Consider the following 6,664-nt stretch of genomic DNA (forward strand, 5'->3'; position numbering starts at 1 on the left):
AAAGGATATCTTAGATTGCCTTTTTTGTCAAGGTGAATCATGTGTGACAAAAATATTATGTAGAAAGAATAAGTTTATGAACAACCGAACAATCCACCGAACCGCCCTGTCCGGGCGGTTATTTTTATGCCCTGAGATCGTCACTCACCATGCCCGCCCGCCGCCGGGATCTGTGCAGGCCATCAACCAACCATCAAAAGGAGGACAGCTTATGTACTATCACACCTGCCCCTACTGCGGGGCGAATTTGGACCCGGACGAACGCTGTGACTGCTTCTCCCGCATCCGTGGGAAATCCCCAAAGTGGAACAGCATGGACGGCGTGCGGGCGCGGGGGCGCAAGAGGTCCGGCCGTGTCCGCACTTAAACTCGGCAGTCTCTTTGACGGCATCGGCGTGTTCCCTCTCGCCGCGTCCCGCTGTGGCATTGTCCCCGTGTGGGCCAGCGAGATCGCCAGAGCGCCGGTATCCATCACCAAGCGGCATTTCCCTGAAATGCTGCATCTGGGCGATATTACGCAGATAGACGGCGGCAAAATACCGCCCGTGGATGTGGTCACGTTCGGCTCGCCGTGCCAAAATCTGTCGCAGATCGGCAACCGTACCGGTCTGGCAGGCAGTAAATCCGGCCTGTTCTATCAGGCCATGCGTATTATTGAGGAAATGAGGAATGCAACAGATAACCGGTATCCAGCTTTCGCTGTCTGGGAGAACGTCGCGGGAGCTTTTGTGTCAAATGACCGGCTGGATTTTGCAGCCGTGCTCCACGCATTCACAGGTACCGAGATTCCAATGCCTGATAGTGGTATCTGGGCGCACGCCGGAATGGTGCGAGGGGGACGGGCTGATACCGCTTGGCGGCTCATGGACGCCCAGTATTGGGGAGAACCCGCTCTTTCGCAGCGTAGGCGGCGGGTGTTCGTCGTGGCGGATTTTGCAGGAGAACGTGCCGCAGAAGTATTATTTAAGCCCCGCAGTATGCTCCCGTATCCTGCGCCTTGCGGCGAAAGCAGGCTGCCCGCCGCCCGCGGAGATCGAATACCTGCTGCTCAAGCAGGGCGGCAGGTACCCGTCGTGCGTCCCTTCCAGCTCCGGCGGATGCGGTCAATGGCAAAGCAGGGCGATCAAAAAGGTTTCCGCACGTGTTTCGGCAGAAACGGCGAACCCTTCCCAACTTTGCTTGCCAGTGTAGGTCAGCCCTTCGCATTCTGGTATGAGGGAAAAGAGCAGGACGGTTTTATCCGTGACCTTACGCCCTTGGAATGTGAACGGCTCATGGGCCTGCCCGAGGGCTGGACGGCATACGGCTGCAAGGATGAACCCATCAGCAACCATGCCCGCTGCTTTGCGCTCGGCAACGCGATCGCCCTGCCCTGCGCGGAGTATATCATGGCGGGTATCGCAGAAGTAATGACAGAATAAACCATAACAGCAGTTTGGAGGTAACATTATGAATTTACTGTTTGTAGTCCCGGACAAGGAAAAAGACCTTGGCAATCTGGAATTTGGCGGGCCGGAACAGGCCAGCCGTGAAGATAAAAAGCGTGTCGGGCGGCAGGAAGTTGTTGTCCAGCGGCGGTACAAGCTGTTTTCGGATGTACAGCGTGCGGACGATATCGAAGTCGTGATCCCGGCGCAGGCGGGCGAAAAACATTTTGACTATATGGAGCCGGTGCAGCTTGTCAACCCGTGGGTGACGGCGGAAGGTTACGCGATCAACGGGAATGGTTATATAGATTTTATTATCCACGCGGATGATATCATCAAGGCGTAAGGAAGAAAGGACGGGTATTGTTTATGGCAAGATTCGGAAATGGATTTACAGGGAGACATGTCCCTACGCTGGGTGAGCTGCGCTTTTCTTCCATGCGCCGTGAGGTCTATGTGCAGAATGAGGACGGTACGCGGTCGGATGTGGTAAAAGAACGTACCTACGATCTGAAAAGCAAAACGCAGGGCCGCATGATCCAGGTGAGTATCCCGGCCAGCGTCCCGGTCCGGGACTATCCGTATAATGCGGTGGTAGACCTCGTGGGCGCGAAATTCGGCGCTGTGGCGCACGCGACGTTCGGCGACAACGCAGATGTAGACTGGTATATCAAGGCGGAGGATATCGTATTGGTCAAGCCCGAACCGGCTTCTGCGCCGAACAGCGGGCAGCCCGCCCAGCCGCGCAAGGACAACCCGCCGGAGAAGAAAGCGTAAGTGATATGAAGCTTTTCCGGTATCGCGGCAAGCGTATCCGTCCGGCAGATAGGGATTTGGTGTTCCGGTCTGCCTGTTGTGTGGTGCTTCCGGTGTTCCTTGCGGCTTTCGCTTTACTCAACTTGAAAACCATCCTGCAAACAGACTGGCGCAGGCTGTTCATGCTGGGCGTCGGCGGCTTTGGTTGGCATATGCCGTATCTGCTGCTCAGTAGTATTGTGTCGGCGGCGGTTGCTGGGACAGTGCTTGTCCTGCTGTACCGTCTATTCCCGGATGTCGTGCGGCAGCTCATGCACCGTCAAAAGCTGGCGCGCATGGTGCTCGAAAATCAGTGGTACGAGCAGGCCGAACGGACAAAGCAGGACGGCTTTTTCAAGGATTTACCCAGTCCGGATACAAAAACGAAGATAGCCCGTTTTCCACGGATGTATTACCGCATGGAAAACGGGCTTTTGCATTTTCAAGTGGAAATCACGATGGGGAAATATCAGGAACCGCTGCTTCATCTGGAAACCAAGCTGGAAAGCGGCCTGTACTGCGAGCTGGTCAGCCGCGAGCTGCGGGACGGGTATGTGGAATATACCCTGCTTTATGACATGGTGGCAAACCGTATCCCGATTGCCGAAGCGAAAGCCGAGGGCGGGCGTCTACGGCTGATGAAGAACGTCTGGTGGGAGTATGACACGCTCCCGCACATGCTGATCGCAGGCGGTACGGGCGGCGGCAAGACGTATTTCATCCTGACGATCATCCAGGCGCTTTTACAGACCGATGCTGTGCTGCATATTTTAGACCCGAAAAATGCTGATCTGGCAGACCTGTCTACTGTGATGCCGGAGGTGTATTACCGCAAGGAGGATATTGCTGCCGGTGTCAGCCGGTTTTGCGACAGGATGATGCAGCGAAGCGAAAGCATGAAATCCATGCAGGGCTATAAGACCGGCGAGAACTACGCCTATCTCAGCTTGGAACCGCACTTTTTGATATTCGACGAATACGTCGCGTTCATGGAAATGCTGAACACGCGCGAACGTGAGGACGTATTAAACAAGCTCAAGCAGATTGTCATGCTGGGACGGCAGGTGGGATTCTTCCTGATCCTCGCCTGCCAGCGCCCGGATGCAAAGTATCTCGGTGACGGTATCCGTGACCAGTTTAACTTCCGTGTCGCGCTGGGGCGTATGTCCGAGCTGGGATACAGCATGATGTTCGGTGAAGTGAAGAAAGAGTTTTTCTTCAAGAACGTCAAGGGGTGCGGCTATGCAGATACCGGTAAGGGTGTCATTACCGAGTTTTATACGCCGGTCGTACCCAAAGGGTATGACTTCCTAAGGGAGATCGGCACACTGGCGGCTGGACTAAAGCAAGTGTGTTCAGATAGGGATATAATGGAGGATTTGCAGTGAATGACAAAGTAGAACGCTTCGTTACAACAAAGGATAGGGACGAAAATATTACGGGAATGGTGCTGTTTCCATACAATGAGGACAAGATAGCAACATGGTTTCATGTAAACGAGCTGGATGAATTGCAGTTCGTAGGAGGTTCGGCATCTGATCTCACCGTACCGGAATTTAATCAGGTCATGCGGGAAGCAGACGGACGGATGCAGAAGGTCGAAAGCAGTATTGACGCTGCTGTGCGTTTCCTTGAAGCGAAGATGCGGGATAATCCGGAGCAGAAAAAAGTTTCCGAAATGGTCTGGCTGGGGTTTGAGGATGCGGCAGTGTGGGAGTTCTGTATGCAGGACAGTTACCGTCCAGCGGATGAGCATGTCGAACTTTCCTTTTCCGGCATACTCCTGCAAGTGACATACCATGTATAGCATTTCTGTCTGCACGCCCCGCCCTGCCGCGCGCGGTGTGCAGCGCGAAAGCCGCCAGCGCGGCAAGGGCGGATGGCGGGCGCGGCGAAGCCGCGCCCGCGTGCCTGAACCCCCTGTATCTAACAGGGGGGTACAAATCGCCAATGGCCAGCCGCTTTACAAAGTAGAAACCCTGATGCCGTCTGGATTTTGGGCTTTTAAGGGTTATGTCAAAAACGGGCGTCAATGTCACATGACGCAGAAAGGAGACCATCTCATGGAAAACAACGAATGGATTTGGCATTTCCGTGAAGAACGGGAACGCAACGGTATTTCGCGCAAGGCGGTTGCCGCTGTTGCAGGTATTTCGCGTGAATACCTGTGCCGTCTGGAAACCGGAAAGCTGCCGGTGACAGACAAGACAAGGAAAAGGCTCGCCGCGGCGCTCAAGACCCTGTACCCAGACCCGCTTAACCTGATGATCGACTATGTGCGGGTGCGCTTCCCTACGATGGACGCAAGGCATATTATTGAAGATGTGCTGCGGCTCAAAATGAACTATATGGCGCAGGAAGATCACGGGCTTTATTCCTATTCCAGTATGTATGTGCTGGGCGATATTGCGGTCATGACTTCACCGATGGAGGAAAAAGGTGTGCTGCTTGAGCTTAAAGGCAAGGGCTGCCGCCAATTTGAAGCCTATCTGGATGGACAGAAAAGAAGCTGGATTGAATTGTTCCGGATGTTTCTCGATGAAAAAGCGGTTTTCAAGCGGATAGACCTTGCAATCAATGATCGGGCGGGGATTTTGGATATCCCCTATCTGTGTGATAAATGCGACCGCGGGGAATGTATCTCGGTATTCCGCAGTTTCAAGGCGTACCGCACGGGCGGGCTTGCACATCTGCGGGAGGAAAACAAGGAAAGCATGGGTGCGACGCTGTATATCGGCTCGATGCAGTCTGACTTGTATTTCTGCATTTACGAAAAGGCATATGAACAGCTTGTGAAAAAAGGAATCCCCGTTGAAGATGCGGAAGTCAAAAACCGGTTTGAAATCCGGCTCAAAAACGACCGTGCTTTCTATGCGGTTTATGATCTGGTGTCTAACGAAAGCCCCGAAGATACTGCATTCGGCATCATCAACCGGTATGTCCGGTTCGTGGATAGGGATAGCCGTAAGCCGCCCGAAGATTGGCCGCTGAATCATATGTGGTCGGTGTTTATTGGGGAACATCGTGACCGGCTCAAACTGACGACTGACCCTGAGCCGTACAGCCTTGAAAAAACGCTGAACTGGCTGTCCCATCAGGTCGCGCCGTCGTGGAAGATGCTGCTGGAGTTAGACCGCAAATGCGGGACAAATATCATGGAAGAAATGCTTGCGGCAACCGAGCTGGCAGATAAGCACCGCAAGATCATTGAACAGCAGCTTCAGGAAATCGGGGATGTTGTAATTACAGAATAAAATGCAAGCAAAAGTTTAATTACAAGCGGAATGGAGGAATATTAGCCTATGAATTTCGGCGTCAACCTTTACAACTGGTTTCTTACGAACGCCCAGTCTCTTGTGCTTATGGCGATCGTGGTGATTGGTATTTATCTCGGCTTTAAGCGCGAGTTTTCCAAGCTCATTGGTTTTCTGGTCGTGTCGCTGATCGCGGTCGGCCTTGTATTCAATGCGGCAGGCGTGAAAGACGTTCTGCTCACGCTGTTCAATCAGATCATCGGCGCATAAGGAATGGGGTGTGGATGTGCGCTATCGTCAAAACCGTATCAAGATGCTGCGCAGGGCGCGTGGTATCACAGTAAAACGACTTGCGGTACTGGTAGGCGTATCACAGAGTATGCTTACAAACTATGAAAATGGAAGCAGTATACCGAGAGATCAGGAAGTATGGGACAGGCTCGCAGTGTATTTCGGTGTGTCTGTCCCTTATCTCATGGGCTTTTGAGTTTGATGTAACGGCTGGTTTCAATGTGAGACCGGCCGTTTTTATGCCTGCATGGTGGAGGTGAGAATGGATTATGGAAGAAATGCGGGTATATGTAGCGAACCTCGGCAAATACAACGAGGGCGAGCTTGTCGGCGACTGGTTTGAACCGCCCATAGACTATGACGAAATGGCGGAGCGCATCGGCCTGAACGAATTTTACGAGGAATACGCCATCCACGACTACGAGCTGCCCTTTGAGATAGACGAGTACACGCCTATTGAGGAAGTCAACCGCCTGTGTGAAATGGTGGAGGATTTGCCGGAGTATATCCAGGATAATTTACGTGAACTGCAAGGCTATTTCAGCAGTATTGAGGATTTGTGCGACCATCAGGACGACATTATCTATTACCCCGGCTGCGAAGATATGGCGGATGTAGCGCGTCAAATGGTGGAGGAAGGTTATATCTCCGTACCAGACCACCTGATATACTACTTTGACTATGAAGCGTATGGGCGCGACTTATCTATGGAGGGTACGTTTGTTGAAACGCGGAATGGTGTGTTTGAGATCGCAGTTTAACCGTTTTCTCTTTCGCCCGCCGCTGTGAGAATGGTGTGGGGGTGTGTCCGGCTGTGGGTAACTGCATGGCAGTTATCCATAACCGGGCGCAGGGGGCGAGGAAAGACGCAGGCGGCGTGGGGCTCGTTCCTCGCCC

General features: G+C 53.2%; 10 protein-coding genes. All 10 read left to right on the forward strand.

Annotated elements, in window-relative coordinates; translation table 11 throughout:
- The first annotated feature begins 211 nt into the window (after window positions 1-211).
- The 10 genes from DW088_RS15925 (at window position 212) to DW088_RS12135 (ending at window position 6,528) form a co-directional block, all read left to right on the forward strand.
- Complete coding sequence (locus tag DW088_RS15925) at window positions 212-367, forward strand: hypothetical protein (RefSeq protein ID WP_158557260.1); 156 nt, start codon at window positions 212-214, stop codon at window positions 365-367.
- Window positions 354-1,421, forward strand: a complete 1,068-nt coding sequence (locus tag DW088_RS12095; RefSeq protein ID WP_117492388.1) for a DNA cytosine methyltransferase — start codon at window positions 354-356, stop codon at window positions 1,419-1,421. The genes DW088_RS15925 and DW088_RS12095 overlap by 14 nt, the downstream gene beginning before the upstream one ends.
- A 28-nt stretch (window positions 1,422-1,449) precedes the next feature.
- Entirely contained in the window at window positions 1,450-1,773 is a 324-nt protein-coding gene (locus tag DW088_RS12100; protein ID WP_117492386.1) for a YdcP family protein, read from the forward strand.
- A 23-nt stretch (window positions 1,774-1,796) separates the two neighbouring features.
- Window positions 1,797-2,204 (forward strand): YdcP family protein, encoded by a 408-nt coding sequence (locus tag DW088_RS12105; protein ID WP_117492384.1) that lies wholly within the window; start codon window positions 1,797-1,799, stop codon window positions 2,202-2,204.
- A gap of 5 nt (window positions 2,205-2,209) precedes the next feature.
- Window positions 2,210-3,610, forward strand: a complete 1,401-nt coding sequence (locus tag DW088_RS12110; RefSeq protein ID WP_117492382.1) for an FtsK/SpoIIIE domain-containing protein — start codon at window positions 2,210-2,212, stop codon at window positions 3,608-3,610.
- Entirely contained in the window at window positions 3,607-4,029 is a 423-nt protein-coding gene (locus tag DW088_RS12115) for a hypothetical protein (RefSeq protein WP_117492380.1), read from the forward strand. Before DW088_RS12110 ends, DW088_RS12115 begins: the two co-directional genes overlap by 4 nt.
- Window positions 4,030-4,285: 256 nt before the next feature.
- Entirely contained in the window at window positions 4,286-5,476 is a 1,191-nt protein-coding gene (locus DW088_RS12120; RefSeq protein WP_117492378.1) for an XRE family transcriptional regulator, read from the forward strand.
- A 48-nt stretch (window positions 5,477-5,524) separates the two neighbouring features.
- Window positions 5,525-5,746, forward strand: coding sequence for a hypothetical protein (locus DW088_RS12125; RefSeq protein WP_110436175.1), 222 nt, complete (start codon window positions 5,525-5,527; stop codon window positions 5,744-5,746).
- Window positions 5,747-5,789: 43 nt separating this feature from the next.
- Window positions 5,790-5,963: a helix-turn-helix domain-containing protein gene (locus DW088_RS16755; RefSeq protein ID WP_382737162.1), complete on the forward strand. Its 174-nt coding sequence runs from the start codon at window positions 5,790-5,792 to the stop codon at window positions 5,961-5,963.
- 70 nt (window positions 5,964-6,033) lie between these two features.
- Entirely contained in the window at window positions 6,034-6,528 is a 495-nt protein-coding gene (locus DW088_RS12135; RefSeq protein WP_442861144.1) for an antirestriction protein ArdA, read from the forward strand.
- The last annotated feature ends 136 nt before the right edge of the window (window positions 6,529-6,664 follow it).

This window comes from Butyricicoccus sp. AM05-1 (assembly GCF_003474415.1).
GTDB classification, from domain to species: Bacteria; Bacillota; Clostridia; order Oscillospirales; family Butyricicoccaceae; genus Agathobaculum; species Agathobaculum butyriciproducens.

What these genes read in the sequence shown, in the direction of transcription:
- DW088_RS15925 (WP_158557260.1), top strand. Translation starts at nt 212, where the DNA reads ATGTACTATCACACCTGCCCCTACTGCGGGGCGAATTTGGACCCGGAC.
- DW088_RS12100 (WP_117492386.1), top strand. Translation starts at nt 1,450, where the DNA reads ATGAATTTACTGTTTGTAGTCCCGGACAAGGAAAAAGACCTTGGCAAT.
- DW088_RS12105 (WP_117492384.1), top strand. Translation starts at nt 1,797, where the DNA reads ATGGCAAGATTCGGAAATGGATTTACAGGGAGACATGTCCCTACGCTG.
- DW088_RS12110 (WP_117492382.1), top strand. Translation starts at nt 2,210, where the DNA reads ATGAAGCTTTTCCGGTATCGCGGCAAGCGTATCCGTCCGGCAGATAGG.
- DW088_RS12120 (WP_117492378.1), top strand. Translation starts at nt 4,286, where the DNA reads ATGGAAAACAACGAATGGATTTGGCATTTCCGTGAAGAACGGGAACGC.
- DW088_RS12125 (WP_110436175.1), top strand. Translation starts at nt 5,525, where the DNA reads ATGAATTTCGGCGTCAACCTTTACAACTGGTTTCTTACGAACGCCCAG.
- DW088_RS16755 (WP_382737162.1), top strand. Translation starts at nt 5,790, where the DNA reads ATGCTGCGCAGGGCGCGTGGTATCACAGTAAAACGACTTGCGGTACTG.